General features: G+C 69.7%; 21 protein-coding genes. 7 read left to right on the forward strand and 14 right to left on the reverse strand.

The window, feature by feature from the left end; translation table 11 throughout:
- Positions 1-20: 20 nt before the first annotated feature.
- From cysN to O5O54_RS03210, 7 genes are all read right to left on the reverse strand, one after another.
- Positions 21-1796: a sulfate adenylyltransferase subunit CysN gene (gene cysN, locus O5O54_RS03180; RefSeq protein ID WP_279478920.1), complete on the reverse strand. Its 1776-nt coding sequence runs from the start codon at positions 1794-1796 to the stop codon at positions 21-23.
- A complete protein-coding gene (gene cysD, locus O5O54_RS03185; protein ID WP_407061654.1) occupies positions 1796-2722 on the reverse strand; it encodes a sulfate adenylyltransferase subunit CysD in 927 nt (308 codons plus the stop codon). Before cysD ends, cysN begins: the two co-directional genes overlap by 1 nt.
- A gap of 47 nt (positions 2723-2769) precedes the next feature.
- Positions 2770-3546 carry a phosphoadenylyl-sulfate reductase gene (locus tag O5O54_RS03190; protein ID WP_279478922.1) on the reverse strand — a complete coding sequence of 259 codons (777 nt, stop codon included), beginning with the start codon at positions 3544-3546 and terminating at the stop codon, positions 2770-2772.
- Positions 3543-4058 carry a DUF934 domain-containing protein gene (locus tag O5O54_RS03195; protein WP_279478923.1) on the reverse strand — a complete coding sequence of 172 codons (516 nt, stop codon included), beginning with the start codon at positions 4056-4058 and terminating at the stop codon, positions 3543-3545. Before O5O54_RS03195 ends, O5O54_RS03190 begins: the two co-directional genes overlap by 4 nt.
- Positions 4055-5740, reverse strand: a complete 1686-nt coding sequence (locus O5O54_RS03200) for a nitrite/sulfite reductase (RefSeq protein ID WP_279478924.1) — start codon at positions 5738-5740, stop codon at positions 4055-4057. The genes O5O54_RS03195 and O5O54_RS03200 overlap by 4 nt, the downstream gene beginning before the upstream one ends.
- Before the next feature lie 92 nt (positions 5741-5832).
- Positions 5833-6171 carry a DUF2849 domain-containing protein gene (locus O5O54_RS03205; RefSeq protein WP_279478925.1) on the reverse strand — a complete coding sequence of 113 codons (339 nt, stop codon included), beginning with the start codon at positions 6169-6171 and terminating at the stop codon, positions 5833-5835.
- A 177-nt stretch (positions 6172-6348) separates the two neighbouring features.
- Positions 6349-7596, reverse strand: a complete 1248-nt coding sequence (locus O5O54_RS03210; protein WP_279478926.1) for a ubiquinone biosynthesis hydroxylase — start codon at positions 7594-7596, stop codon at positions 6349-6351.
- A 155-nt stretch (positions 7597-7751) separates the two neighbouring features.
- Between O5O54_RS03210 and O5O54_RS03215 the strand changes: the two genes are divergently transcribed.
- The 3 genes from O5O54_RS03215 (at position 7752) to O5O54_RS03225 (ending at position 10615) form a co-directional block, all read left to right on the forward strand.
- Positions 7752-8624, forward strand: a complete 873-nt coding sequence (locus O5O54_RS03215) for an acyl-CoA thioesterase II (RefSeq protein WP_279478927.1) — start codon at positions 7752-7754, stop codon at positions 8622-8624.
- 246 nt (positions 8625-8870) lie between these two features.
- Positions 8871-9209, forward strand: a complete 339-nt coding sequence (locus O5O54_RS03220) for a P-II family nitrogen regulator (protein ID WP_055891859.1) — start codon at positions 8871-8873, stop codon at positions 9207-9209.
- A 17-nt stretch (positions 9210-9226) separates the two neighbouring features.
- A complete protein-coding gene (locus O5O54_RS03225) occupies positions 9227-10615 on the forward strand; it encodes an ammonium transporter (RefSeq protein WP_279478928.1) in 1389 nt (462 codons plus the stop codon).
- 84 nt (positions 10616-10699) lie between these two features.
- On the opposite strand, the gene pyrC is transcribed toward O5O54_RS03225, so the two are convergent.
- The 5 genes from pyrC to O5O54_RS03250 form a co-directional block, all read right to left on the reverse strand.
- On the reverse strand, positions 10700-11788 hold the full coding sequence (gene pyrC / locus O5O54_RS03230; protein ID WP_279478929.1) for a dihydroorotase: 1089 nt from the start codon (positions 11786-11788) through the stop codon (positions 10700-10702).
- A 109-nt stretch (positions 11789-11897) separates the two neighbouring features.
- Positions 11898-15401 carry an efflux RND transporter permease subunit gene (locus O5O54_RS03235; protein ID WP_279478930.1) on the reverse strand — a complete coding sequence of 1168 codons (3504 nt, stop codon included), beginning with the start codon at positions 15399-15401 and terminating at the stop codon, positions 11898-11900.
- Positions 15398-16594, reverse strand: a complete 1197-nt coding sequence (locus O5O54_RS03240; protein ID WP_279478931.1) for an efflux RND transporter periplasmic adaptor subunit — start codon at positions 16592-16594, stop codon at positions 15398-15400. The genes O5O54_RS03235 and O5O54_RS03240 overlap by 4 nt, the downstream gene beginning before the upstream one ends.
- Positions 16595-16656: 62 nt before the next feature.
- Positions 16657-17274 (reverse strand): TetR/AcrR family transcriptional regulator, encoded by a 618-nt coding sequence (locus O5O54_RS03245; RefSeq protein ID WP_279478932.1) that lies wholly within the window; start codon positions 17272-17274, stop codon positions 16657-16659.
- 121 nt (positions 17275-17395) lie between these two features.
- Complete coding sequence (locus O5O54_RS03250; RefSeq protein ID WP_279478933.1) at positions 17396-17665, reverse strand: hypothetical protein; 270 nt, start codon at positions 17663-17665, stop codon at positions 17396-17398.
- Between the two features lie 374 nt (positions 17666-18039).
- Here O5O54_RS03250 and ffh point away from each other — a divergent pair, with 374 nt between their 5' ends.
- The 4 genes from ffh (at position 18040) to O5O54_RS03270 (ending at position 22083) form a co-directional block, all read left to right on the forward strand.
- A complete protein-coding gene (gene ffh / locus O5O54_RS03255; RefSeq protein ID WP_279478934.1) occupies positions 18040-19599 on the forward strand; it encodes a signal recognition particle protein in 1560 nt (519 codons plus the stop codon).
- Between the two features lie 91 nt (positions 19600-19690).
- Positions 19691-20089: a 30S ribosomal protein S16 gene (gene rpsP / locus O5O54_RS03260; protein WP_279478935.1), complete on the forward strand. Its 399-nt coding sequence runs from the start codon at positions 19691-19693 to the stop codon at positions 20087-20089.
- 157 nt (positions 20090-20246) lie between these two features.
- Positions 20247-20789: a ribosome maturation factor RimM gene (rimM, locus tag O5O54_RS03265; protein WP_279478936.1), complete on the forward strand. Its 543-nt coding sequence runs from the start codon at positions 20247-20249 to the stop codon at positions 20787-20789.
- A 4-nt stretch (positions 20790-20793) separates the two neighbouring features.
- Complete coding sequence (locus O5O54_RS03270; RefSeq protein WP_279478937.1) at positions 20794-22083, forward strand: DUF6030 family protein; 1290 nt, start codon at positions 20794-20796, stop codon at positions 22081-22083.
- Positions 22084-22092: 9 nt separating this feature from the next.
- Here O5O54_RS03270 and galE read toward each other — a convergent pair whose 3' ends face one another.
- Together galE and O5O54_RS03280 are read right to left on the reverse strand one after the other, a co-directional pair.
- Positions 22093-23082 (reverse strand): UDP-glucose 4-epimerase GalE, encoded by a 990-nt coding sequence (galE, locus tag O5O54_RS03275; protein WP_279478938.1) that lies wholly within the window; start codon positions 23080-23082, stop codon positions 22093-22095.
- Positions 23083-23248: 166 nt separating this feature from the next.
- The gene (locus tag O5O54_RS03280) at positions 23249-25273 is read right to left on the reverse strand and encodes a PhoX family phosphatase (RefSeq protein WP_279478939.1); all 2025 of its coding nucleotides are present in this window, start codon (positions 25271-25273) and stop codon (positions 23249-23251) included.
- Between the last annotated feature and the right edge of the window lie 147 nt (positions 25274-25420).

Below are 25420 nucleotides of genomic sequence, written 5' to 3' on the forward strand. Positions count from 1 at the left end.
ACCCCGCCCCTTTTTCCGTTTCAGATGCCTGCGCCGTCGCGCACGTCCGTTGGATCGACGGGCAGCGCCTCGGTCTCGGCCGGCACCATGAGCCGCCGGAGATAGGGCCGCAGCACGAAGTCGAGGACGCCGAGGATCACGGCCTGCCAGACATGGAGGCCGAGAAGCACCGCGATGATCGCCATCATCACGGCGGCGGCCGCGCGGAACAGGGTGACGCCGCGGGCTCGGCCGGCGTCGCTCGCGAGCGAGGGGCCGAGCCATTCGGCCTTGGCCCGGTCGAAGGCGGAGCGCTCTTCGGGCGGCACGCTGGCGACCGACGGCGCGGCGGGCAGGCCCAGAAGCGTCGTCTGGGCTTCCGGCAGGCCGGTCACGATGCCGAGCGCCACCGTCTCGTTGGTGAGCTGGTCGATCAGGATGAAAGCGCCGAGCTCGCGGCTCTCGCCGTAGGTCGTCGCCACCAGCGGCTTGTCGAAGGAGAGTGTGACGCGCCCGATCTCGTTCATCAGCAGCGCGTTGGCCTGGCGCGGCTGGTAGGAGTGGATATCAATCGCCTCGCGCAAGGTCTTGACGGTGGCCGGCGTCTGGGCCGAGGCGAGGCGCGCGATGACGCGCGCGCCCGCGATCAGCGGCCGGTCCACCATCCAGAGGATTTCGGCCTCGAGCCGCGTCTGCGGCGCGATCGGATCGCCCTCGCGCACGATCACGTCGCCGCGCGAGGCGTCGATCTCGTCGGTCAGCGTCAGCGTGATCGCTTCGCCGTCCTCGGCCTCCTCGACCTCGCCGTCCGGGCCGAAGATCGCGCGCACATGGCTGCGCTGGCGGCTCGGCAGCGAGAGGACGGCGTCGCCCCGGCGCACGCGCCCGCCCGCGACCGTGCCGCAGAAGCCGCGGAAGTCGAGGTTCGGCCGGTTGACCCACTGCACCGGCAGGCGGAAGAGCGGCGAGCCGGCTTGGAGCGTCTCGGGCTCGGCGCGCTCCAGCGCTTCCAGAAGCGTCGGCCCGTCGTACCAGGGGGCTCGGTCCGAACGCGAGGCGAGGTTGTCGCCGTTCTTGGCCGAGAGCGGAATATAGGTGACGCTGGTGAAGCCGAGACTCGGGCGGATCGCCTCGTATCCCTTGACGATGTCGCGGAAGGTGGCCTCGTCGAAATCGACGAGGTCCATCTTGTTGATCGCCACGATCACCGACTTGATGCCGACCATCGAGGTGATGAACGAATGGCGCCGCGTCTGGGGCAGGATCCCTTTTCGCGCGTCCACCAGGATCACCGCGAGCTCGGCCTGGGAGGCGCCGGTCGCCATGTTGCGGGTGTACTGCTCGTGGCCGGGCGTGTCGGCGATGATGAAGGCGCGGTTGCCGGTCGAGAAGTATCGATAGGCGACGTCGATCGTGATGCCCTGCTCGCGCTCGGCCGAGAGGCCGTCCACCAGGAGCGCGAAGTCGAGGTCCTCGCCGGTTGTGCCGAACTTCTTGGAATCGCGCTTCAGCGTGTCGAGCTGGTCGTCGAAGACCGAGTTCGTGTCGTAGAGGAGGCGGCCGATCAGGGTCGACTTGCCGTCGTCCACCGAGCCGCAGGTGATGAAGCGCAGGAGCGATTCGGCCGGCGAGGCGAGGAGCGGCATGTCGGCCTGCGGATCGACGATCCCGCCGTCCGGCGCATCGGCAATGGCGCCGTCGGGCGCCGGGCCGGCGAAGGTCTCGTCCTCGGCCAGGGCGCGGCTGTTGGTGGAGGCGGCCAGGATCGCGTCGCCGGTGTCTTCGCCGGTCTCTGGGGTCTTCAGCGCGCCGCTCATCAGAAGTAGCCTTCCTGCTTCTTTTCTTCCATCGAGGCGCCGCCGTCCTTGTCGATCAGCCGGCCCTCGCGCTCGGAGGAGCGCGAGCCGCGCATCTCGGAGATGATCCCCTGGAGGTCGGAGGCCTCCGAGCGCACCGCGCCGGTGAGCGGATAGCAGCCGAGCGTGCGGAAGCGGACGGTCATCTCCTCGACGCTCTCGCCCGGCAGGAGCTTCATGCGCTCGTCGTCGCGCATGATCAGCATGCCGTCGCGCACCACGACCGGCCGCTTCTTGGCGAAGTAGAGCGGCACGACGGGGATGTTTTCGAGCGCGATGTAGTCCCAGACGTCGGCTTCCGTCCAATTGGAGAGTGGAAACACGCGGAAGCTCTCGCCCTGCCGCTTGCGGGTGTTGAACAGGCGCCAGGGCTCGGGACGCTGGTTCTTCGGCTCCCAGCGGTGCTCGGCCGAGCGGAAGGAGAAGATGCGCTCCTTGGCTCTGGACTTCTCCTCGTCGCGCCGGGCGCCGCCGAAGGCCGCGTCGAACTTGTATTTCGCCAGCGCCTGCTTGAGGCCTTCCGTCTTCATCACGTCGGTATGGACGCGGCTGCCCGAGTCGAACGGGTTGACGCCCGCCTTCACGCCCTCCTCGTTGATGTGGACGATGAGGTCGAGGCCGAGATCCCGGGCGATCTTGTCGCGGAACTCGATCATCTCGCGGAACTTCCAGGTCGTGTCGACATGGAGGAGCGGGAAGGGCGGCTTGCCGGGCGCGAAGGCCTTCATGGCCAGATGCAGCATCACGGCCGAGTCCTTGCCGATCGAATACAGCATCACCGGGTTCTCGGCGGTCGCCGCGACCTCCCGGATGATGAAGATCGATTCAGCCTCCAGGCGCTGCAGATGCGTCATGTGCTTCATGGCGTGGGCTTTCGGTTGGGCCACATGGGACCCGATGGTCGTTGGCCGGTCGGACCCCGGCCGGAATGGGATCAGAAGCTCGACCGTTCCGAAGCGGCGGCTGGAGCCTCCTCCGTGTCGCTGACGGCGACGGGGTCGTCGACATGGAGGCCGCATTCGCGCCGCGTCTCGTCCTCCCACCACCAGCGCCCGGCGCGCTCGACCTCGCCCGGCCGGATGGCGCGGGTGCAAGGGGCGCAGCCGATCGACAGGAAGCCCTGGGAGTGGAGGGCGTTCACCGGCACGCCGTTCTCGGCGCAGAAGGTGGCGATCCGCTCGCGCGTCCAGTCGAAGAGCGGGTTGGCCTTCACGAGACCGCGCGTGGTGTCGGCGCTGACAAATTCCATGCTCTCGCGGTTGGCCGACTGGTCGCGGCGAAGGCCGGCGATCCAGGCGGCGGCGCCGGCGAGCGCGCGGTTCAGCGGCTCGACCTTGCGCACGCCGCAGCAGGCCTTTCGCATTTCGGGCGCGAAATAGAAGGCGTTGATGCCCTGATCGTCGATCAGGGTCTCCAGCGCTTCCGCCTGCGGATACTTGGCCTTGATGCGGCGGCCGTATTTCTCCTCCGTCTCCTGCCAGAGCGTGTAGGTCTCGGGGAAGAGGCGGCCGGTATCGAGGGTCACGACCTCGATCTTCAACGCGTTGGAGAAGATCAGGTGCGTCAGCATCTGGTCCTCGATCCCTAGCGAGGTCATGAAGACGATGCGGCCGGGCACGGTTTCGCGCAGATGCTTGAGACGCTCCAGCGGGCTCATCGTCGGGAAGGCGGCGTTCAGCGCCTCGACCGTCGCGTCGAGTTCGGCGCTCATGCCCGTTCCCGCTGCGCGGCCAGGCGCTTCTGAAGGATGCTCTCCCCCTCGCCGTAGCCGGTCTGGTAGTGGTCGCGCACGATGTCCTTGGCGGCCATCCACTGCTCCACCGGCTGGCGGGCGGCCATCGCATCGGGCAGTTCGATCTCGTCGAAGCCGCAGTCCAGCGCCTCGCGGAACTGGTCGGCGATCAAGGGGCCAGAGGCGCGCAAGGTGCCCGAAAAGCCCGCGCGGCGGATGCGCTTGGCGAGCGACAGGCCCCGCCCGTCCGAGAAGGATGGGAAGCCGACGGAGATGAGGTCCACGGTCCCGAGATAGCTTTCCAGCGCGCAGAGCGGCGTGTCGCCGCCGACATGGAGGCCGAGCGGCGTGTTGCGCCGGTCGGCGATCGCCTGGTCGATGACGGTGAGCGGCACGATCACGGCGCCCTCCGTTAGCGACAGGTCGGCGACCTCTTCCACGCGCGCGAACGTGTCGGCCTTGGCGCCGGTCTCGTCGAGAAGGAGGCTCATGCCGGCTCTCCCGCCGTTTCGCGTGCGACATAGGCGGTGAAGCCCTCCTTGAAGGGCTCCAGTCCCGCGCGCTTCACCGTGTCGATAAAGGTCTCCGACCCCTGCCGCTCGCGCTTGTAGACCTCGACCAGCGCCTCGATGGCGCCGGGCACTTGGTCGCCGTCGATGCCGGGGCCGACGCGCTCGCCGAGCGCCGCGTTCTCCGAGGCATCGCCCCCTACCGTGATCTGGTAGTTCTCGCGGCCGGACTTCTCGAGGCCGAGAATGCCGATATGGCCGACATGGTGGTGGCCGCAGGCGTTGATGCAGCCCGAGATCTTGATCTGGAGCGGCCCAAGGTCCTTCTGACGCTCGTCCGAGGCGAAGAGGTTGGAGATGTCCTGCGCGATCGGGATCGAGCGGGCGGTCGCCAGCGCGCAGTAGTCGAGGCCGGGGCAGGCGATGATGTCGGTCACGAGGCCCGCATTGGCCGTCGCGAGACCCGCCGCCTTGAGCGCGGCGAACACCGCCGGCACGTCGTCCTGCTTCACGTGGGGCAGGACGAGGTTCTGGACGTGCGTCACGCGGAACTCGTCGAACGAGTAGCGTTCCGCGATGTCGGCAAACGCGCGCATCTCGGCGTCCGACATGTCGCCGGGAACGCCGCCGATGGGCTTCAGGGAAACGGTCAGCGCGATATAGCCGGGCTGGCGGTGCGGGAAGCCGTTCTGCTCCACGAAGCGGTCGAGCTCCGGGTCGGCCGCGCGGGCGGCGTCGAGCACGGCCGAGGTCGCGGGTAGGGTCTCGTAAGCGGGGGCCGCGAAGTAGCGCGCGATGCGCTCGACCTCTTCCGCCGGGGCGTTGATCGTCGGGCCGTTGAGCTGCGCGTACTCGTGCTCGACGCGCGCCTTGAACTCGTCCGTGCCGATCTCGTGGACGAGGATCTTCACGCGCGCCTTGTACTTGTTGTCGCGCCGGCCTTCCGCGTTGTAGACGCGCATCACTGCCTCGAGATAGGCGAGAAGCTCGTCCTTCGGCAGGAAGTCGCGGATCACCTTGCCGATCATCGGCGTGCGGCCGAGACCGCCGCCCACGATGATCTCGTAGCCGATCTCGTTCGTCTCCGGATGCCGGAGCACGCGGATGCCGATGTCGTGGACCTTGATCGCCGCGCGGTCGTGCTCGGCGCCCGTCACCGCGATCTTGAACTTGCGGGGCAGCCAGGAGAATTCCGGGTGCAGGCTTGACCACTGCCGGATCAGCTCGGCGGTCGGGCGCGGGTCCTCCACCTCGTCGGCGGCGACGCCCGCGAACTGGTCCGCCGTCACGTTGCGGATGCAGTTGCCGGATGTCTGGATGCAGTGCATCTCGACATCGGCGAGGAGGTCGAGAATGTCGGGCACGTCCTTCAGCTTCGGCCAGTTGTACTGAAGGTTCTGGCGCGTCGTGAAATGCGCGTAGCCCTTGTCGTACTTTTCGGCGATCAGGGCGAGCTGGCGCATCTGCTTGGAGTTCAGCGTGCCGTAGGGTACGGCGACGCGCAGCATATAGGCGTGGAGCTGGAGATAGAGCCCGTTCTTCAGGCGCAGCGGCTTGAACTCGTCGTCCGACAGCGAGCCGTCGAGCCGGCGTTCCACCTGATGGCGGAACTGGGCGACGCGCTCGCGCACGAAGCGCTCGTCGAATTCGTCGTAACGATACATGCCGCTGGTCCTTGTCCTTGTCGCAGGAGCCCTCCTCGGTCCCCCGCTTGTTCGGCCGCTCCGGGCGCGTCCGCCCGCTGCCGGAAAACTCCCTAGAATTCCGCCTGCTTGCCGTATTGCGGCAGCATGGTCGGGCCTTTCTGCCGGATCGCCTCGCGGAAATGGCTGGCGACGGGCAGGCCCGCCTCGTCCCGCCGCACCTCGACGAGATAGGGATCGACGATCCGGTTCTCCCGGAAGCCGCGGCGCCCTTCCTCTTCCATCCAGGCGGCCGTCTCGGCGTCGTCGGCGACGAGGGCCGCCTTCGGATCGAGGCTCCAGCCGCTCCGCGTCAGGAACACGACCTCGCCTTCGAGCAGATCGTTGGCGGTCATGATGACCGGAAGCTTCGGCCCCTTGGTCTTGGCGTTCGCCTTGACGTCACCCGCCATGTTCGTCTTCCCGCTGCCCGTTCCACGCACGCCGTCCGCGGGCGGACGCGAAATCCGCCACGGCTGGCTGTCATGGTTCTAAATAGGCCAAGGCGCAAGCGGTTGCGCCGATGGGCGTTCCAATCCGCCACGAATGCGGGGAAGGAATTTGCGCGAAGGGGCCGTCCGCCGCCCGTTTCAGATCGGCTGGCCGAGAAGGAGGCGCGGTGAGGGTCCCCCGGTGAGACCCGAGGCCTGCGCGATGAAGTGACGCTTGGCGAAGGGCGCGCGATCCACCAGCGACAGGCCGAAGGAGCGCACGGCGCGCACGAAGCCGTTGTCGTTGGAGAACAGGCGGTTGAGGAGGTCCGTGGTGACGCCCATCTGCACCGTGTCGAAGCGGCGCCAGCGCTGGTAGAGCTCCAACGTGTCCAGCGCGCCGATGTCGCGGCCGAGCCGGGCGGCGTCGACCACGACCTCGGCCAGCGCCGCCGCGTCCTTGAAGCCGAGATTGAGGCCCTGGCCGGCGATCGGGTGGATGCCGTGCGCGGCGTCGCCGGCCAGCGCGATGCGGGGCTTGACGAAGTCGCGCGCCAGCGTCAGGCCGAGCGGGAAGGCGCGGGGACGTCCCTCCACGGTGAGGCTCCCGAGCTTCAGGCCGAAGCGCTGCTCCAGCTCCAGCTCGAACACCATGTCGTCGGCCCGCAGCAGGCGCTCGGCTTCGGCGGTCGATTCGGTCCAGACCAGCGACGAGCGGTTGCCCTTCAAGGGCAGGATGGCGAAGGGGCCGGCCGGCAGGAAATGTTCCTCGGCCCGGCCGCCGTGCGGGCGCTCGTGCCTGACGGTCGCCACGATGCCGCTCTGGCCGTAGTCGGTGTGGACCGTGCGGATGCCGGCCATGTCGCGGATGGCCGAGCGCACGCCGTCGGCGGCCACCAGCAGCCGCGCCTCCACCGTCTCGGATCCCAGCTCCACCGCGATCGAGGCGGGGCGCTCCGTGATGCCGGTCACGGGCGCGCCCGCCCGGACGGCGATGCCGAGCTCGGCCGCCCGCTGGCGCAGCGCCCCGTTCAGCGCGACGTTCGGCACCATATGGGCGAAGGGCTCGCCGGGTTCGGCTTCGCCGCCGAAGGTGAGGAAGACCGGGCGCACGGGGTCGCCGGTCCGGGAATCCGTCACGATCATTTCCCGGATCGGCTCGGCCTCGGGCGCGATCGCCTCCCAGGCGCCGAGCCGCGTCAGCATCCGCACCGCCGCCGCCGCGATCGCCGAGGCGCGCGTGTCGCGCTCCCAGACGCCTTCGGGGGCGGCATCCACGAGGAGGATGTCGAGCTCGGGCGCCGCCTGTTTGATGGCGACCGCCGTGACCAGCCCGACATAGCCGGCGCCCGCCACCACGATATCGGCTCGGGCGGACGGGGCGGGCGTCGCGTTCAGGTCGGACATGAGCTGGCTTTCCTCATCACGGGCCGGGCGGCGCGTCGTTCCGCTCTGATCTAGGCGCGCGGGCGGCCCGGGGCAACACACGGGGGGCCAGCCTTGCGGCCTCGGCGGATTTGCCGGACAAGGCGCTTCAGGCTGTCGCGAGAGGATGGATGGACATGGACGAGACGATGGGCCGGCTGCTCCGGGCGCTCGACCTCGAGAAGCTGGAGGAGAACCTCTATCGCGGCGTCAGTTCGTCTGTCGGCTGGCAGCGCACCTTCGGCGGCGAGGTCATCGCGCAGGCGCTGGTCGCCGCCCAGCGCACGGTGGATGCGACGCGTCCCGTCCATTCCCTCCACGGCTACTTCCTGCGGCCGGGCAACCCCAAGGCGCCGGTGATCTACGAGGTCGCCCGCATCCGCGACGGGGGCTCGTTCACGACGCGCATCGTCCACGGAATCCAGCACGGCGAGGCGATCTTCACGCTCTCGGCCTCCTTCCAGCGACAGGAGGAGGGGCTCGACCACCAGATGCCGATGCCGGACGTGCCCCGGCCGGACGACCTGCCCTCGGCCGCCGAGCTGACGGCCGAGATCCTCGAGCGCGCGCCCGAGCCGATCCGGCGCTACTGGAGCCGGCCGCGCCCGATCGAGTTCCGCCCGGTCTCCTTCGACCACTACCTGACGCGCGACCGCCTTCCGCCCCGCCAGCAGGTCTGGGTGCGCGCCACGGCGCCGCTCGGTCCCGACCCGGCGCTGAACGCCGCCGCGCTCGCCTACCTCTCGGACATGACGCTTCTCGACACCGCGCTCTTCGCGCACGGCCTGTCGGTCTTCGACGAGCGCATCCAGGCGGCCAGCCTCGACCACGCCATGTGGTTCCACCGTCCGGTAGCGGTCGGCGACTGGCATCTCTATTCGCAGGACTCGCCGTCCTCGTCGGGCGGGCGCGGTCTGACGCGCGGCTCCCTGTTCGCGCTCGACGGAACGCTGGTCGCCTCCGTCGCTCAGGAAGGGCTGATCCGCCCGCGCCGTCCGGCCGGCGCCTGATCTGCTCAATTTCTAGGCGGGTGACGCCACTTTCAGCATGTGGGGCATCCTGCGACCAGCGACGCTGATCACAGAACCGGCATCTGCCCCTTTCGCGCCGCACAATCCCGGCGAAAACGCGGCCGGCGGTCATTTGGCACGCATCTTGATTCTCGTTTGGGCGTGACCCCCGGCCTCGGCCGCGGGGTCGCCCAATCCAGCGGGGCGCTTGTCGGCGTCCGACACGCGCGACGATTCGAGGTGCACATGAAAATCGTGATGGCGATCATCAAGCCATTCAAGCTCGACGAGGTGCGCGAGGCGCTCACCGCCGTCGGGATCCAGGGCCTGACCGTGACCGAGGTGAAGGGCTACGGGCGCCAGAAGGGCCACACGGAAATCTATCGCGGCACCGAGTACGCGGTGAGCTTCCTGCCCAAGCTGAAGATCGAGATGGCCGTGCCGACCGACATGGTCGATCGCGCCGTCGAGGTGATCGCGGCCGCCGCCAAGACCGGCCAGATCGGCGACGGCAAGATCTTCGTCTACGGCATCGACCAGGCGGTCCGCATCCGCACCGGCGAAACCGACACGAACGCGCTCTGAGGGGACCCGAGACGATCATGCGCCTTCTGAAGACCTCCCTCGCGACCCTGGCCCTCACGGGCCTCACCACGGTCGCCGCCTTCGCGCAGGAGACCGGCATCGCGCCGGCCCCCGCCGAAGTCCCCGCCGACGCCGCGGCGGCCGTCGCCGACGTCATGGACAAGGGCGACGTCGCCTGGATGCTGGTGTCGACGCTCCTCGTCCTGTTCATGATCCTGCCGGGCCTCGGCCTGTTCTACGGCGGCTTGGTGCGCGCCAAGAACATGCTCTCGGTGCTGATGCAGTGCGTGACGATCACCGCCGTCGTCATGATCATCTACGTGACCTACGGCTATTCCTTCGCCTTCGGCGGCTCGGAAAGCGCCTTCTGGGGCGGCACGGGCAAGCTGTTCCTGGCCGGCATCACCAAGGACACGATGGCCGCGACCTTCACCTCGGGCGTCGTCATCCCCGAATACGTCTTTATCGCCTTCCAGATGACCTTCGCCTGCATCACGCCGGCGCTGATCGTCGGCGCCTTCGCCGAGCGCATCAAGTTCCGCGCCGTCGTGCTCTTCACCATCCTCTGGGTCACGATCGTCTACTTCCCGGTCGCCCACATGGTGTGGGACGCGAACGGCCTGATCTTCACCGGCGCCCATGCCGGGGGCGTCGCCGCGCTCGACTTCGCGGGCGGCACCGTCGTCCACATCAATGCCGGCATCGCGGCGCTGGTCGGCTCGTTCCTGGTCGGCAAGCGCACGGGTCTCGGCCGCGACAACATGGCCCCGCACTCGATGACGCTGACCATGGTCGGCGCCTCGATCCTCTGGGTCGGCTGGTTCGGCTTCAACGCCGGCTCCAACCTCGAGGCCAACGGCGGCGCGGCGCTCGCCATGATCAACACCTTCACCGCCACGGCCGGCGCGACCGTCGCCTGGGTGATCCTCGAAGCGCTCCTGCGCGGCAAGGCGTCGATGCTGGGCGCCGTGTCGGGCATCATCGCCGGCCTCGTCGCCGTCACCCCTGCGGCCGGTGCCGTCGGTCCGATCGGCGGCATCTTCCTCGGCGCGATCTCGTCCGCCGCCTGCTACTTCTTCGTGGCGGTGGTGAAGCCGAAGTTCGGCTACGACGACTCGCTCGACGTGTTCGGCATCCATGGCGTCGGCGGCATCATCGGCGCCATCGGCACCGGCATCTTCGCCTCCACCGCGCTCGGCGGCGGCGGCTATCTCGACGGCGTCACGATGGGCGCCCAGGTCTATTCGCAGATCGTCGCGGTGCTGATCACCGTCGTCTACGGCGGCATCGTCTCGGCGATCCTCTACAAGATCGTCGACGCCATCGTTGGGCTGCGTCCGACCGTGGAAGCCGAGCGCGAGGGCCTCGACATCACCTCGCACGGCGAGGCGGCCTACCACTCCTGAGGCGGTTCCCGTCGCAGGGTTCAAGAAAAAGGGCAGGCGGAGCGATCCGCCTGCCCTTTCTTCATGGAAAGGCGGCTGCGCCCGTCAGGCGCGCACCTCGCCCAGCGACCAGGGCAGCGGCTCGCCGCCGCGGAAGACCACGACGTCCTCGTCCTCGACGGACACGGCGGCGAGCGCCGTAGCGGGCTTCCTCAGAAGCGTGATCGTGCCCTCGTTGACGGGCAGCCCATGGAACCGGGCGCCGTTGAGGCTGGCGAAGGCCTCGAAGCGGTCGAGCGCGCCTTCCTCGTCGAAGACCTGGACATAGGTCTGCAGCGCCGTCGCGCCGCCAAACACGCCGGCCGAGCAGCACTCGGCCTCCTTGGCGCCGCGCCGGTGGGGCGCCGTGTCGGTGCCCAGCATGAAACAGGCTTCGCCCGAAGTGGCCGCCTCGCGCAGCGCCAGGCGGTGCCGCTCGCGCTTGGCGACGGGCAAGCAGTAGAGATGCGGGCGCAGGCCGCCCTGGAAGATCGAGGTGCGGTTGATCACGAGATGGTGCGGCGTGATCGTGCAGGCCGCACGCCCCGCATGGGCACGCACCAGCGCCACGGTCTCGGCCGTGGTCGCGTGCTCCACCACGACCTTCAGCCCTTCGTGGCGCTGGAGGAGCGGCAGCATCTCGGCCTCCATGAAGGCCGCCTCGCGGTCGAAGATGTCGATGGCCGGATCCGTCGCCTCGCCATGGACGAGAACGGCCATGCCGATCCGCTCCATCCTCTCCAGCACGGGCGCGAGCTTGGCGATGTCGGTGACGCCGGCATGGGAATTGGTGGTCGCGCCGGCCGGATAGAGCTTGGCGGCGATCCACACGCCTTGCGCGTAGCCGCGCTCGATCTCGTCCGGGTCCGTATGGTCCGTGAGGTAGCAGGTCATCAGCGGCTCGAAGTCCGAGCCGGCGGGCAGGGCTGCAAGGATTCGCTCCCGGTAGCCTCGCGCCATGTCGACCGTGGTCACGGGCGGCACGAGGTTCGGCATGATGATGGCGCGCCTGAACTGGTTCGCGGTGAAGGGTAGGACGGCCTTCAGCATCGCGCCGTCGCGCAGGTGGACGTGCCAGTCGTCCGGCCGGCGGATGGTGATGGAGGGAACCGTGCCGGCCTCGTCGCCGGTGGAGAAGAGCGTGTCGGTGGACATGGGAGGGCCTTCCGGGGCGGCGTCGGATGCCCGAAACGAAAAACGGGCGGCGGGGCCTTTCGATAACCCCGCCGCCCGTCGATTTCCAGAAGCCCAAAAGCTTCCCGGCCTATTCGGCCGCCGGCTGCATCTGCGGCGGGGGCAGGCGCTCGTCGCCGCCCTTGCTGCCCTCGCGCCCGCCGAACTCCGTCACGCGCTTCCAGGTCGGGCCATGGCCGAGATCGGCGGCGTGGACGGGCGCCAGCGGGGGGCCGTGCAGGGCCGGTGCCGGCGCTTCGTGGCCGTTCTCCTCGCCCGCATTGGGCTTCAGGAGCCAGCGGAACAGGCGTCCGGTCACGTGGCTGAGGTCGTCCATCAGCGTGTAGAGCGAGGGGATGAAGATCAGCGACAGGAGGGTGGAGACCAGGAGGCCGCCGATCACCGCGATGGCCATCGGGGCACGGAACTCGCCGCCCTCGCCGGTCGCCATGGCGGCCGGCACCATGCCCGCCGCCATGGCGAGCGTGGTCATGATGATCGGGCGGGCGCGCTTGCGGCCGGCGTCGATGATCGCGTCGCGTTGGCTCATGCCGTGCTTCTCCTGCTCCACCGCGAAGTCGACCAGCATGATCGAGTTCTTGGTGACGATGCCCATCAGCATCAGGATGCCGATCACGACCGGCATGGAGATGGCGTTCTGGGTGAGAAGCAGGCCGCCCACCACGCCGCCGACCGAGAGCGGCAGCGAGGCGAGGATGGTGATCGGCAGGAAGACCGAGCCGAACAGGAGGATCAGCACCACCAGCACCATCATGATGCCGGCGCCCATGGCCGAGGCGAAGCCGGCGAAGACCTCGCCCTGGATCTCCGCGTCGCCGACCTGCTGGAGGCGAACCCCCGGCGGCATGGTCTTCACGGCGTCGGACGCCATGATGTGCTCGGAGCCCTCGCCGATCTCGTGGCCCGGCGCCATGGAGGTGCCCACCTTGACGAGCCGCTCGCGGTCGTAGCGTTCGATGGTGGAGGGACCCTGGCCGAAATCGATGTCGGCGATGGCCTCCAGCGGGACGGAGGCGCCGCTCCCCGTGTTCACGCGCAGCGAGCTGACGGTCGAGAGGTCCTTGCGCGCGTCCTCCGAAAGCTGGACGCGGATGGGGATCTGGCGCGTGCCGGCGTTGAACTTGGCAAGGTTCGCCCCGAGGTCGCCGATGGTCGCGACGCGCACGGTCTGCGAGATCGCGTCCGGCGCGATGCCGAGGTCGGACGCCTCGTCGAGGCGCGGCCGGATGCGGATTTCGGGCCGGTCGAACGAGGCCATGGCGCTCGGATTGGCGAAGATCGGGTCGCGCCGCATCTCGGCCTCGAGCTTGGAGGCCGCCTCCGAGACCGCCTTGCCGTCCTGCCCGAGGATGCCGACGGAGAGTTCGCGCTCGCCGCGGTCGTTGACGAAGAAGGAGCGAAGGTCCGGAATCGCCTGGAGCTTGGCGGTGATCACCGGCTCGAGGTCGGCCTGGGAGCGCGTGCGTTCGAACTTGCGGGTCAGCGCGACCGTCATGGCGGCGCGCCGCACCTCCAGGGTGCCGGTCGGCGAGGCGCCGCCGATGACGAGCACCGAACGCACCTCGGGCAGTTCCCGCACGCTTGCCGCCGCCTGGTCGGTGATGCGGCGCGTCGTCTCCAGCGTCGCGCCCGGCGGAAGCTCCAGCGAGACCACGATGCGCGAGGCGTCTTCCTTCGGGATGAAGCCCGTCGGCAGGTACTGGATCGAATGGATCGACAGGGCGAAGAGCCCGATGCCGGCCGCGAGCGTCACCCAGCGCCAGCGCACGGTCATCCCGAGGAAGCCGGTATAGGCGCGCATCAGCGGTCCGTCGTGGTGCTCGGCCGGATGCGGGCGGTTGAGGTAGGCGAGCAGCGCCGACAGGATCAGGCTGCCGGCCAGGATCTCGACCGCCAGCCGGCCGGCCGCGTCCCAGGAGACGGGGGGCAGCGAGGCGAGGTAGGGCTGAACGGCGCGGGCAAGACCGTTGCCGGCGCCGGTCGCCTCGGGAAGGGCCGCGAGGCCGAACACGGCGCCGATGGCAAGGCCCGCCAGCGGCAGGACGCGCAGGAGGTAGCGCTTGAGGAGCCGGCCGAAGCCCGGACCCTTGTGGCGCGGCGCGCGGAAGAAGTAGGCGGCCAGCATCGGCGTGATGAGGCGCGCCACCAGGAGCGAGAAGAACACCGCGACCGCGACCGTCAGGCCGAACTGCTTGAAATATTGGCCCGCGACGCCGCCCATGAAGGAGACCGGCGCGAAGACGGCGATGATCGTCATGGTGATGGCGATGACCGCGAGGCCGATCTCGTCGGCGGCCTCCATGGCGGCGCGATAGGGCTTCTTGCCCATCGCCATGTGCCGCTCGATGTTCTCGATCTCGACGATGGCGTCGTCGACGAGAATGCCCGTCACCAACGTGATGGCCAGAAGGCTCACGAGGTTCAGCGAGAAGCCGAGCATGCTCATCGCCCAGAAGGTCGGGATGGCGGCGAGCGGCAGGGTGATGGCGGCGACGATCGTCGCGCGCCAGTCGCGCAGGAAGAGAAGCACCACGATGACGGCGAGCGCGGCGCCCTCGGCCAGCGTCTCCATGGCCGATTCGAAGTTGCCGTAGGTGTAGGTGACGCTGTCGTCGATGCGCGAGAAGCGCACGTCCGGGTGCTGCGCGCCGAGCTCCTCCACGCGCTTCTCGACGGCGGATGCCACCGTCGTGTCGCTCGCCCCCTTGGCGCGGTAGATCGAGAAGGCGACGACGGGTTCGCCGTTCAACCGCGCGAAGGAGCGCGGCTCCTCCCAGCGGTCGAGCACGGCCCCGAGTTCGTCGAGACGCACCTCGCGCCCGCCGGGCAGCGCGATGCGCGTCGAGGCGAGGCCGGTGACGGTCGGGGCGGAGGAGAGCGTGCGGATCGCCTGTTCCTGGCCGCCGAATTCGCCGCGCCCGCCCGAAAGGTCCACGTTGGTGGAGCGCAGCTGCGCGTTGACGCCGGCCGCCGTGATGCCGAGCGCGGCGAGGCGGTCCGGATCGAGCCGGACCTGGATCTCGCGCTCAACGCCGCCCATGCGGTCGACGCGGCCGACGCCCTTCAAGCCCTGCAGCGCGCGGATCACCGTGTCGTCCACGAACCAGGAGAGCTGCTCGGGCGTCTTGCCCGGCGAGGACGCAGCATAGGTGACGATCGACTGGTTCTCGACCTCCACGCGCTGGATGATCGGCTCTTCGATCGTGCGCGGCAGGTCGCCGCGGATCTTGGCGATCGCGTCCTTCACGTCGTTGACGGCGCGGTCGGTGTTGATCTCCAGCCGGAACTCGGCCGCCGTCACCGACTGTCCGTCGGTGATGGTGGAGGTGATGTGCTTGATGCCCGACACGCCCGCCACCGCGTCCTCGACGCGCTTGGTGATCTGCGTCTCCATCTCGGACGGAGCCGAGCCCTGTTCCAGGATCGTGACGGAGACGACCGGCACGTCGATGTTCGGGAAGCGGGTGATCGGCAGGGTCAGGAAGGAGATGATCCCGAGCGCCAGGAGCACCACGAAGAGGAGGATGGGCGGGACCGGGTTGCGGATCGCCCAGGCCGAGATGTTCCAGTTCATCGGGCGGCCTCCGCGGTCTGCGTCTCGCCCTGCGCCGCGATCGGCGTGACGGCGTCGCCGTCGCGCACGAAGGTGCCGGCCAGCGAGACGACGTCCTCGCCGACTTCCAGATTCTGCGTGATCTCGACCTCGTCGCCGGCGACGAGCCCGGTCCTGACCTGCCGCGTCTCGATGCGCCCGTCCTTGACCACCTGCACCCGGGCGACGCCCTCGTCGGTGAGGACCGCGGTGCGCGCGATCACGACGCCTTCCGAGCGCGCCGTCTCGACGCTGCCGCGGGCAAAGGAGCCCGAGCGAAGGGCGGCGGAGGGCGGCAGGGCGATGCGCACGCGTCCGAGGCGCGTCGCCTGGTCCACCTTGGGCGAGACGAGGCGAACCTCGCCCGAAACCTCCTCGTCGCGTCCGGGCAGGCGCACGGTGGCGGGCTGGCCCTTCTCGATCCGGCCGAGCTGCGTCTCGCTGACCTCGGCGTCGAGCTCCACGAGCCCGTCGCGGGCGATCTCGAACAGGGGACCGGCGGCGGCCGAGACGACGGCGCCGAGCCGCGCGGCGCGCGAGAGCACCAGACCGTCCGTCGGCGCCTTGATCTCGGCCTTGGAGCGGCGCAGGTCGAGCGAGCGCTTGTCGGCCTCGGCCGCCGCCCGGTCGGCTTCGGCGAGCGCGATGCCCTGCCGGGCGGAGGCGAGGCGCGCGGCCGCGGCGGATGCGGCCGAGACGCGCTGGTCGAGCACGTCCTGGCCGACGATCCCCTTGGCCGAAAGCGCGCGGGTGCGCTGGAGCGCGTTGGTCGCCTCCGTCGCGGCGGACTGCGCCTCCTCCACCAGGGCGCCGGCCTGCGTGATCGCGGCGTCGGCGCGCGCGATCTGGGCGGTGGCGCGGGCGAGGTCGGCGTCCACGAGGTCGGTGGCGAGGCGTGCCAGGACCTGGCCGGCCTTCACCGTGTCGCCCTCGTCCACCTCCAGCGCCTCGATGCGCAGGCCCTCGACATCGGCGCCGACGCTGACCGTCTCGCGCGGGATCAGGGTGCCGGTGACCGGGACGGTCGCGACGATCGGCCGGCGCTCGGCCTTCACGACGCTGATCGACGGGGGCGCGACGGTCGGAGCGGCGGCGGGTGCCGGCTCCTGCGCCATGGCGACGGGCGCGGCGCTTGCGATCAGGAACAGCGCCAGGATGGCGGAACGGGCGGACATGGGCGGCCTCCGGTGAGACGCGGGCGAAGCGGAAAGGAACGTGGTGGTGCGGGGCATGGAGGTCAGGCCTCGTCCATCCGCAGAAGGGCGCGCACGACGCGCAGGAGATGCGGCTCGATCGCCGAGAGTGCGACCTCGCGCTCGAACTGGAGGCGCATCATCAGCCCGTCGCCGAAGGCGAAGATCATGGTGAGGGCCACGTCGAGGTCGAGATCGGCAGGGACCTCGCCGCCATCGCGCGCTTCGGAAATGGCCGCGCGCATCGATTCGCGCACCATCGCTTCCAACTCGCAGAAGCGGGCGCCCACCGTGGTGTTGCGCAGCGATTCGGAGCAGATCTCGACCATCAGGCCGCCGCTCTCGGGATCGCGGGCCGAGGCGAGATATTCCATGGCGGTGGCGACCAGCCGGTCGGCGATCGAGCCGGGACCGCGCAGATGCTCCATGCAGGCCACGGCGCCGACGCGCTCCTCCTCGGCGATGGCCTCGATGATCGCGTCCTTGGACGGGAAATAGCGGTAGAGCGCTCCCGGGCTCATCTGCGCCTCGGCGCAGATCTGGCCCATGGAGGCGCCGTGGAAGCCGGCCCGCGCAAAGCAGACGCGCGCCGCCGCCAGAATCTGGCGCCGGCGATCGTCGCTCGGCTGGAGAGCCTGGGCGGCGAGCGGAGGAGGGGTCATGGCGGCTTCCGGCCCTGAGAGCGAACGATCGTTCTCATAGCGCCGCAACTTCAACTTGTCGAGAGCGCAAGCACGGTCGCGTCGGATTTTCGGACGCTGCGCCGGAGCGTCTTCCGCCCTGTCAGGCCGTGGTCGTGTCGTTGGCGGGGCGCGGAGCCCGCAGGCGCGGCGGGGTCCATTCGGCACTGAAGGCGGAGAGGACGGCTTGCGCGCGCGGCCGCCGGCTCATCGCGGCGGCGATCAAGGGGCGGTTCAGCGCCGCCAGGGAATGGAGGAAGCGCGCGTCGGGCGAGGGGGCCGCGCCGGTCCTGTCGGCCGTCCGCGACTCCTCCGCGGGACCGCTGGGGCGGTCTCCGGGCCGGGGTGTTTCGGGAAAGCGCAGAATGGTCATCGGGCCGTCGATTGCGTTGCCGCCCGCGCCGGAGAGATGACGCGGGTCGTGCATCGAGCCTTACCCGGGGATCCTGAAAGGAGTGTTGGGAAAGATGCTTAACGGAATCATTTCGGCGGTCCGGGCGGGCGTCTTGGCCGGCCGGGCGGCTTGACACGGCGCCCGGAGCCTGTTTCAAGCACCCGATCCAGCGTTCGATCTTCCGTCCGCGACCCGCCGACCGTGCCCCTTCCCCGCGAAGCCGCACGGAGGTCCCCATCCGCCAGCGAGTGTCGCCCGCGGATGCGTTTCCGTTTGGCGTCGCGTTTCGGCTTGGATCGGGTGCGACGAGTTCCCATTCTTTCGGGCGACCGGAAGGACAAGGAAGACGCCCGATGTTTGAATCCCTCCAGGACCGCCTCGGGTCCATCCTGAACGGCCTCACCGGCCGCGGCGCCCTGTCCGACAACGATGTCGCGGCGGCGCTGCGCGAGGTGCGCCGTGCGCTCCTGGAAGCGGACGTCTCGCTGGAGGTGGTGCGCTCCTTCACCGACCGCGTGCGCGAGAAGGCCGTCGGCGCCCAGATCGTCAAGTCGATCAAGCCCGGTCAGATGGTCGTCAAGATCGTCCACGACGAGCTGGTGGCGACGCTCGGCTCCGATCAGGTCGCGATCGACCTCAACGCGCCCGCCCCGGTCACCATCATGATGGTCGGCCTCCAGGGCTCGGGCAAGACGACGACGACCGGCAAGATTGCCAAGCGCCTGACGGAGCGCCAGAAGAAGCGCGTCCTGATGGCCTCGCTCGACACGCGCCGTCCGGCCGCGCAGGAGCAGCTCCGCGTGCTCGGCGAGCAGACGGGCGTCGCGACCCTGCCGATCATCGCCGGCCAGGGTCCGGTCGAGATCGCGTCCCGCGCCTCCCAGGCCGCCAAGCTCGGCGGCTACGACGTCCTGATCCTCGACACGGCCGGCCGCACGCATATCGACGAGCCGCTGATGCAGGAGATGGCGGAGATCAAGTCCGCCACGCGCCCGCACGAGATCCTGCTCGTCGCCGACAGTCTCACGGGTCAGGACGCGGTGAACCTCGCCCGCTCCTTCGACGAGCGCGTCGGCATCTCCGGCCTCGTCCTCACCCGCGTCGACGGCGACGGGCGCGGCGGCGCGGCCCTTTCGATGCGCGCCGTCACCGGCAAGCCGATCAAGCTGATCGGCACCGGCGAGAAGATGGACGCGTTGGAGGAGTTCCATCCCGGCCGTATCGCCGACCGCATCCTCGGCATGGGCGACATCGTCTCGCTCGTCGAGAAGGCGGCCGAGAACATCGACGCGGAACAGGCCGCGGCGATGGCCAAGAAGATGCAGTCGGGCAAGTTCGACCTCGACGATCTCGCCGCGCAGATCGGCCAGATGCAGAAGCTCGGCGGCATGGGCGGTGTGATGGGCATGATGCCCGGCATGTCCAAGATGAAGGACCAGATCGCCGCCGCCGGCATGGACGACAAGCTGCTCAAGCGCCAGCTCGCCATCATCTCCTCGATGACCAAGTGGGAGCGCGCCAATCCCGACCAGCTGAAGCATTCGCGGAAAAAACGGATCGCCGCCGGCTCGGGGACGGACGCCGCCGACATCAACAAGCTCCTCAAGATGCACCGCCAGATGGCGGACATGATGAAGGCGATGGGCGGCAAGGGCGGCAAGGGCGCCGGCATCATGGGCAAGCTCATGGGCGGGCTCGGCGCCAAGATGGGCCTGCCCGGCGGGATGGGCGGCGGCATGCCGGACCTCTCCAAGATGGACCCCAAGCAGCTCGAGGAGATGGCGAAGGCCATGCAGAAGGGCGGGCTCGGCAGCCTGCCCGGCGGCTTGCCCCCCGGCCTTGGAAATGGCGGCCTGCCGGGCCTTCCCGGCGGCGGCTTCCCCGGACTTCCCGGCCTCGGCCGGAAGAAATAAGGGCTTCGGCCCGGACCACCCGATCAAACCAACCCGACGGCGCATCCCAAGAAGGCGCCGCGATAGAGAAGAAGCAGAAGGAAGACTCAAGATGCCCCTGAAGATGCGCCTTGCCCGTGCCGGCTCCAAGAAGCGCCCCTACTACCACGTCGTCGTCGCCGACGCCCGTTCGCCCCGCGACGGCCGCTTCATCGAGACGGTCGGTTCCTGGAACCCGATGCTGCCGAAGGACGCCGAGCGCGTCACGCTGAAGGAGGACCGCATCAAGCATTGGCTCGGCGAGGGCGCGCAGCCCACCGACCGCGTGCTGCGCTTCCTCGACAAGGCCGGCATCGTGAACCGTCCGGCCCGCGCCAACCCGACCAAGGGCCTGCCGGGCAAAAAGGCGCAGGAGCGCGAGGCCGAGCGCAAGCAGCGCGAGGAAGACGCCCGCGAAGCGGCTGCCAAGGCCGCGGCCGAGAAGGACGGCGCCGAGGCGTCGGCCGAGTAAGCCTTTCTTCACGTTTCACGTGAAACACCTCTTGCGGCGCCCCGATTCGGTCGGGGCGCCGCTTGTCGTTTCGGCGAAGCCCTGCCGCTTGACGCGAAGGGCGGGGCGGGCCAGTGACGGCCGCATCGTCCCGTTTCCGCTTCCAGGACCGCCGCCCGTGACCGAACCCGCCCGCGACCCCGTCCTCCTTGCCGTGATCGGCGGCGCTCACGGCATCAAGGGCGAGCTTCGGCTGCGCTCCTTCACCGAGGATCCGGAGGATGTCGGCGCCTACGGGCCGCTCGTCGACGCCAAGGGGCGCCGCTATACGGTCGTGTCCGCCCGGCTTCAGAAGAACGTCGTGGTGGTGCGCTTCAAGGAGGTGACCGACCGCAACGCCGCCGAGCTCCTCAACGGCACCGAGCTCTTCGTGAACCGGTCCGCCCTGCCGGAGGAGGGAGAGGACGAGTTCTACCAGGCCGACCTCGTCGGCCTCGTGGCGCGGACGGTGGACGGCAGCGTGATCGGCGAGGTCGTCGGTTTCCATGATTTCGGCGCCGGCGACATCCTGGAGATAGCGCCGGACCAGGGAAGCAGCGTTATGATCCCCTTCACGGAAGCCGCCGTGCCCGAGGTCGATCTCGATCTCGGCTTCATTCTGGTGGAGCCGGTCGCCGCTGGACTGGTGCCGGCGGACGAGGATGCGCCGCGCGAAGGATAGGGATTTGAACGGTTCGGGGGACGAGGATCGAGCGGAGGACGGACGGGCCGGCGCGCTGCCGATCCGATCCGCACAGGCGCTCGCCCGGACCCGCGCCCTGATCGAGGCACGGCGCGAGCGCGACGCGATCCGCCTTCGGAACCCCGGCCTGCGCAACGACGACGCCCGGCGGCTGATGCGGGAAGCCTCGGCGATCGCCGTGGCGGCGGGCCTGGCGATGGAGAGCGAGGCGCGCGACCCGCAGCCCGCCGCTCCCGAGCCCGAGTCCCGCTCCCGCCGACCCGCTTCCGGCGCGACGGCCTTCGGCCCATCGGATTTCGTGCCTCCCGCAGCGCCGCCGGAGCCGGACGCCGCGCCTGAACCGCCGGCTGCCGTGAGTGCCGCTCGGGAGCCCGAGCCCCTCGCCGTCGCGCTCGCGTCCCGCTGGGAGGAGCCGGCCCGGTCCCGGTTTCGCCGGCATCTCGCCAAGCGCTTCGCGTTCGGGATGGCGGGGGCGGACCTCGCGCGGGCCGGACTGGCGGCGGCCGTGGTCGCAGCCGCGAGCGGGGCTCTCTATGCGGGCCTTCTAGCCGTCCAGCCCACGGAGCCTGAGCCGCCCATCGCCGAGCGGGAGCCGCCCGTCCTGGAGCTGCGACCCACCCCGGTGCGGACGATCCGCATCGCGGCTCCGCGCGAGCCGGCGGCGGCGCCGGCCGTTCCAGCCGACCTCAGCCTGCGCGGGGGGATCCCGAGTTTTGCCCAGGTGGTGCCGGGCGCGCCGGCCGAGGCCTGCGCCACGCTGGTGGCCGCCGGGTGGTCGACGGAGGGCTGGGGCAGCAGCCTCGTCGGCGCCAAGGGGGAATGCCTCGCCGAGCGGCAGTACGGTACGGGAGGCGAGACCAACGGTTTCGCCGTGCTTCGCGGCGGCAACACGCTGGCCGAGCTGCGGATCAAGCTCAATCTCGGCGACCCCGCCTGGCGGGCCGAGGCCGGCCGCGACGCCGGCAACCTCGTCGCCGCCCTCTTCGAGCGCTGGCGCTGGGACGGGGGCAGGGCCTTGGGCGATCGCATCGCCACGCTTCTGCCGTTCGAGGACGAGGCGAACGGCACCACGATCCGTCTGACGCGCGAGCACGGCGACGTCGAGCGCCTCAACCTCCTGATGCGCTTTCCCCGCGCCCTCCCGCCGCCGGAGGCGGTGGCGGCCGAAGCCCAGGCGGCACGGCTCGCGGCGCTCAGCGCGATCGTGGCCGCGCATGTCGGCGGGACGGAGGGGCTCGCCCAGCCCGTCGAACCCGAGCCGACAGAGCCTTGAGCCTTTTCTTCAGAGCGCGTTGCGTCGCCCGAGCGCCTCTTCCCAGTCGAGCGCGTGCCGGACGATGAGCGGCAGGTCGTCGTAGCGCGGCTCCCAGCCGAAGGCTTCCCGCGCGATCGAGGCATCCGCCACGATGGCGCTGGCGTCGCCCGGCCGGCGGCCGGCCATGCGCACCTCGAAGTCGCGGCCCACCACCTGGCGCACAGTGTCCAGGACCTCCAGCACGGAATAGCCGTGGCCGTAGCCGCAATTGGCGATCAGCGAGGCGCCGCCGCCCCTGAGGTAGTCGAGCGCCCGGCGATGGGCGGCCGCCAGGTCCGAGACGTGGATGTAGTCGCGAACGCAGGTCCCGTCGGGCGTGTCGTAGTCGTCGCCGAAGACCTGCAGGAAGGGGCGCTTGCCCAGCGCGGTCTCGCTGGCGACCTTGATCAGGTGGGTCGCGCCGCGGGTCGACTGGCCGGTGCGCCCCTTCGGGTCGGCGCCCGCCACGTTGAAATAGCGCAGCGCCGCGAAGGTGATGGGATGGGCGGCCGCCGTGTCGCGCAGCATCAACTCCGTCATCCACTTGGACGTGCCGTAGGGCGATTCGGGCGCCGGGGCTTGCGTCTCGGCGACGGGCATCGTCTTCGGCGAGCCGTAGACGGCGGCGGTGGAGGAAAAGATGAAGTGCTTCACCCCGCCCTTCACGGCGGCCTCGATCAGCGCGCGCGAGGCGACGGTGTTGTTGAGATAGTAGCCGAGCGGGTCGGCCACCGATTCCGGCACCACGATGGAGCCGGCGAAATGGATGATCTCGCGGACGCCCTTCTCGGCGATCAGGCGCGAGACGAGGTCCATGTCCGCGATGTCGCCGACCACGAGTTCGGCTTCCGGCGCCACGGCCCATTCGAACCCGGTCGACAGGCGGTCGAGCACCACGACGCTCTCGCCGGCGTCGACGAGATCCCAGACCATGTGGCTGCCGATATAGCCTGCACCGCCGGTGACGAGTACCGTCATGAAAAGCGTCCTCCGAAAGGCCGGACCGTCCGGTCCCGAAGCCGCGCGGATGCTACCCGTCGCGGCATGTTTCGCAAGCGCGAAAACACGGGCTCGCTTCCCTGGCGTAAACGAGGCGGCCCCGGTTTCCCAGGGCCGCTTCTCGTCCGAAGGCAGGCTCGATCGGTCAGCCGATACGGCCGCCGCCCTGGCGCGTGATGGCGACGACCGAGGGCCGGGTCGGCATGGCGTCGTCGAAGTCCGGCCAGCGGGTCGAGAGGTCCTCGTAGTAGGACAGGCGGCCGAAGCCTTCCCAGTCCTCGCCGCCGTCGGCCGGGTGCTGGACCGCCACGAAGGCCGTCTGCATGTCGTCGAGGATCAGCGGGCCGCACATCTCGGCGCCGACCGGCACGCGGAAGAAGAGCTTCGAGGTGCCGCGGCCCTCGCCTTCGGTCTCCACCGCCCAGAGGCCGTCGGTGCGGCCGGTCGCCTTGGGGCTGTTGCCGTCGGTCGAGACCCAGAGGCGGCCGTCGGCGTCCACCGAGCAGTTGTCGGGCATGCCGAACCAGCCGTTCTTGGTGGTCTCGGTCGAGAAGGTGGCGCCGACCTCGGCCACCGACGGGTCGCCGCACTTCAGGAGCACCTCCCAGCGGCCCTTGGTGGCGGCGAAGTCCTCGCCGTCCTCGTGGATCTCGATGATGTGGCCGAAGGCGTTGGCGGCGCGGGGGTTGGCGGCGTCCACCTGCTCGGGCTTGCGCCGCGTGTTGTTGGTCAGCATCACGTAGACGCGGCCGTTCGTGCCGTTGGGCTCGACGTCCTCCGGGCGGTCCATTGGCGTCGCTTCCAGAAGGTCGGCGGCGCGGCGCGTCTCGATCAGGACGTCGGCCTGGCTCTGGAAGCCGTTGGCCTCCGAGAGCGGGCCCTGCCCGTGCACCAGCGGCAGCCACTCCATCGTGCCGTCGTCCGCGAACTTCGCCACATGAAGCGTGCCCTCGTCGAGGAGGTCCATGTTGGCGGCGCGGTCGTCCGGGTTGTACTTGCCGGCGGTCACGAACTTGTAGACGTAGTCGAAACGCTCGTCGTCGCCGAGATAGAAGACGACGCGGCCGTCCTTGGCGACGATCGATTCGGCGCCCTCGTGCTTGAAGCGGCCGAGCGCGGTGCGCTTCTTCGGCACGGAGTTCGGGTCCTCGACGTCCACCTCGACCACCCAGCCGAAGCGGTTCGGCTCGTTCGGCTCCTTGGACACGTCGAACCGGTCGTGGAACTGCCCCCAGGCATAGGTGCCCTCGGGGATGCCGAGGCGCTTGTAGTTGCCGGCCTCCGGGTGGCCCTCGGGCAGGGAGCCGGTGAAGTAGCCGTGGATGTTCTCCTCGGCCATGATGTAGGTGCCCCAGGGCGTGACGCCCCCGGCGCAGTTGTTGATCGTGCCGAAGACCTTGGTGCCGGTCGCGTCGGCCTTGGTCTTCAGGCGGTCATGCCCGGCCGCGGGGCCGGAGATCGCCATCGGGGTGGTGGCCGTGATGCGGCGGTTCTTCGCGCCGTCGCGCACGACCTGCCACTTCCCGTTCTCCTTGCGGATCTCGACGACGGTGCCGCCGTGCGCGGCCATCTCGATGTCGACGCGCTTCTGGTCGGCCGGAGCGATCTCCAGCTCCTTGACCATCTTGGCCGGGTCCTTCTTGTCGGCCTTCTCCACCACCTGCACGATGCCGGGGAACATCAGGTGCTCGTTGGTGTATTCGTGGTTCACCACGAGAAGCCCGTGCTCGGACGAGCCGTCGATCGGGATGAAGCCGACATAGTCGTTGTTGTAGCCGAACTGACGCGCCTGGGATTCCGGCGTCTGGTTGGCGGGGTCGAAGGCCGGGCTGTCGGGGAACAACGCGTCGCCCCAGCGCAGGAGGACGTCGGCGTCGTAGCCCTCGGCCACATGGTGGCGCTCGTCGATGCCGGCTTCGACTTCGGTGAAGTCGAAGCGGGTCCTGGTGGCGGCGCGGGCATGCTCGGCCGAGATCAGCGCCATGGGGCTGACCGTCGCCGCGATCGCGGTGGCCGCCAGCGAGCCGCGCAGGAAGTCGCGGCGCGAGAAGCGCGCGGCGATGATCTCGCCCATCGTGCGGTTGGCGGTCGGGTTCAGGCCCTCGCCCTCCGCCTCCTCGAGGCGGCTGGTCGGGAAGACGGCATGGCGCGGAGTGACGTGCTCGTTCATCGGAACGGGTCCCTGTCTCTTGGAATGGTTCCAGGGTGCCCTAAGCGGCGAAGATCACAGCGGGATGACAGGGGAGGGGCGCGGTCGGTGGTCACGCCGACGTGACGGCCGGAACTGTGACGCCGCCGGATGCGTCCCTGTCACCCC

Source organism: Aureimonas sp. SK2, from assembly GCF_029813115.1.
Taxonomy (GTDB): Bacteria; Pseudomonadota; Alphaproteobacteria; order Rhizobiales; family Rhizobiaceae; genus Aureimonas.

Excerpts from the sequence above, each read along its gene's own strand:
- cysN (WP_279478920.1), bottom strand. The coding sequence starts at position 1,796 with ATGAGCGGCGCGCTGAAGACCCCAGAGACCGGCGAAGACACCGGCGAC.
- O5O54_RS03190 (WP_279478922.1), bottom strand. The coding sequence starts at position 3,546 with ATGAGCGCCGAACTCGACGCGACGGTCGAGGCGCTGAACGCCGCCTTC.
- O5O54_RS03195 (WP_279478923.1), bottom strand. The coding sequence starts at position 4,058 with ATGAGCCTCCTTCTCGACGAGACCGGCGCCAAGGCCGACACGTTCGCG.
- O5O54_RS03200 (WP_279478924.1), bottom strand. The coding sequence starts at position 5,740 with ATGTATCGTTACGACGAATTCGACGAGCGCTTCGTGCGCGAGCGCGTC.
- O5O54_RS03205 (WP_279478925.1), bottom strand. The coding sequence starts at position 6,171 with ATGGCGGGTGACGTCAAGGCGAACGCCAAGACCAAGGGGCCGAAGCTT.
- O5O54_RS03210 (WP_279478926.1), bottom strand. The coding sequence starts at position 7,596 with ATGTCCGACCTGAACGCGACGCCCGCCCCGTCCGCCCGAGCCGATATC.
- O5O54_RS03215 (WP_279478927.1), top strand. The coding sequence starts at position 7,752 with ATGGACGAGACGATGGGCCGGCTGCTCCGGGCGCTCGACCTCGAGAAG.
- O5O54_RS03220 (WP_055891859.1), top strand. The coding sequence starts at position 8,871 with ATGAAAATCGTGATGGCGATCATCAAGCCATTCAAGCTCGACGAGGTG.
- O5O54_RS03225 (WP_279478928.1), top strand. The coding sequence starts at position 9,227 with ATGCGCCTTCTGAAGACCTCCCTCGCGACCCTGGCCCTCACGGGCCTC.
- pyrC (WP_279478929.1), bottom strand. The coding sequence starts at position 11,788 with ATGTCCACCGACACGCTCTTCTCCACCGGCGACGAGGCCGGCACGGTT.
- O5O54_RS03235 (WP_279478930.1), bottom strand. The coding sequence starts at position 15,401 with ATGAACTGGAACATCTCGGCCTGGGCGATCCGCAACCCGGTCCCGCCC.
- O5O54_RS03240 (WP_279478931.1), bottom strand. The coding sequence starts at position 16,594 with ATGTCCGCCCGTTCCGCCATCCTGGCGCTGTTCCTGATCGCAAGCGCC.
- O5O54_RS03245 (WP_279478932.1), bottom strand. The coding sequence starts at position 17,274 with ATGACCCCTCCTCCGCTCGCCGCCCAGGCTCTCCAGCCGAGCGACGAT.
- O5O54_RS03250 (WP_279478933.1), bottom strand. The coding sequence starts at position 17,665 with ATGACCATTCTGCGCTTTCCCGAAACACCCCGGCCCGGAGACCGCCCC.
- ffh (WP_279478934.1), top strand. The coding sequence starts at position 18,040 with ATGTTTGAATCCCTCCAGGACCGCCTCGGGTCCATCCTGAACGGCCTC.
- rpsP (WP_279478935.1), top strand. The coding sequence starts at position 19,691 with ATGCCCCTGAAGATGCGCCTTGCCCGTGCCGGCTCCAAGAAGCGCCCC.
- galE (WP_279478938.1), bottom strand. The coding sequence starts at position 23,082 with ATGACGGTACTCGTCACCGGCGGTGCAGGCTATATCGGCAGCCACATG.
- O5O54_RS03280 (WP_279478939.1), bottom strand. The coding sequence starts at position 25,273 with ATGAACGAGCACGTCACTCCGCGCCATGCCGTCTTCCCGACCAGCCGC.